We start from the raw sequence: 1198 nt of genomic DNA on the forward strand, positions 1-1198 counted from the left end.
CGAGGCCTGCATGCCGCGCCAGTTCTTGAACGACTCGGACATCAGGCGCCAGGTTGGGATGGAGACGATGGTCTTGTCGAAGTTCTGCACCTTGACCGTGTGCAGGGTGATGTCCACCACGTCGCCATCGGCGCCCACCTGGGGCATTTCGATCCAGTCGCCGACCCGCAGCATGTCGTTGCTGGTCAGCTGCACGCTGGCGACGAACGACAACAGGGTGTCCTTGTACACCAACAAAATCACCGCTGACATCGCACCCAGGCCCGACAGCAGCAACAGCGGCGAGCGGTCGATCAGGGTGGCGACGATGATGATCGCGGCAAACACGAACAGCACCATCTTGGCCAGTTGCACATAGCCCTTGATCGAGCGGGTGCGGGCGTGCTCGGTGCGCGCGTAGATGTCCAGCAGCGCGTTGAGCAGGGCGCTCACCGCCAGGGTCATGAACAGGATGGTGAAGGCCAGGGCCACGTTGCCAATGAACAGGGTGGCGGTCTTGCTGAGGTCCGGCACCAGGTACAGGCCGAATTGAATCACCAGGGATGGCGTCATCTGCGCCAGGCGGTGAAACACCTTGTTGTGCCGCAGGTCGTTGAGCCAGTGCAGGGGGGGTTGCCGGCCGAGCAGTTTGACGGCGTGGAGAATGAGGTAGCGCGCTACCCGTCCAAGTAGCAGCGCCACCACCAGCAACACCAGCAAGCCCAGGCTGGAATGCAGCAGGGGGTGTTCATCGAGGGCGCCCCAGAGGTCTTGGACGTTGAGCCAGAGTTGTTTGATATCCATGGGTGAAACCGGTTCTTCTGTAGGACAAGACGGGGCGATTAGAGCATTTAAGTGCAACAAAGTTGATGTTGTGGACAAACGCACTGACAAAAAAGCAGCTGATTAGCACCGTTCGCGTAAAGAAACTCGGTTTGGACGCCCGAAACCGGTAACCTATGGCGCTGATATTTTGTATTTCTTCGAGGTAGCACCCGTGTTTTCCCAATTCGCCCTGCACGAACGCCTGCTCAAAGCCGTGGCCGAGCTTAAATTTGTCGAGCCTACGCCTGTGCAAGCAGCGGCCATCCCGCTCGCGCTCCAAGGGCGTGACCTGCGGGTGACAGCTCAAACCGGTAGCGGCAAGACGGCGGCTTTCGTCCTGCCGGTGCTGAACCGCCTGATCGGCCCGGCCAAGGTTCGTGTTAGCATCAAGACC

Annotated in this window: 2 protein-coding genes; one reads left to right on the plus strand and one right to left on the minus strand. The window is 59.8% G+C overall.

The window, feature by feature from the left end; translation table 11 throughout:
• The coding region (locus HX803_RS23200) for a mechanosensitive ion channel family protein (protein ID WP_178923865.1) at window positions 1-783 on the minus strand (783 nt) is incomplete at its 3' end.
• Window positions 784-976: 193 nt separating this feature from the next.
• Between HX803_RS23200 and HX803_RS23205 the strand changes: the two genes are divergently transcribed.
• Window positions 977-1198, plus strand: a 222-nt coding sequence (locus HX803_RS23205) for a DEAD/DEAH box helicase (protein ID WP_178923867.1), incomplete at its 3' end; no start/stop codon positions are given.

It is taken from the genome of Pseudomonas sp. P7548, from assembly GCF_013386585.1.
Classification (GTDB): domain Bacteria; phylum Pseudomonadota; class Gammaproteobacteria; order Pseudomonadales; family Pseudomonadaceae; genus Aquipseudomonas.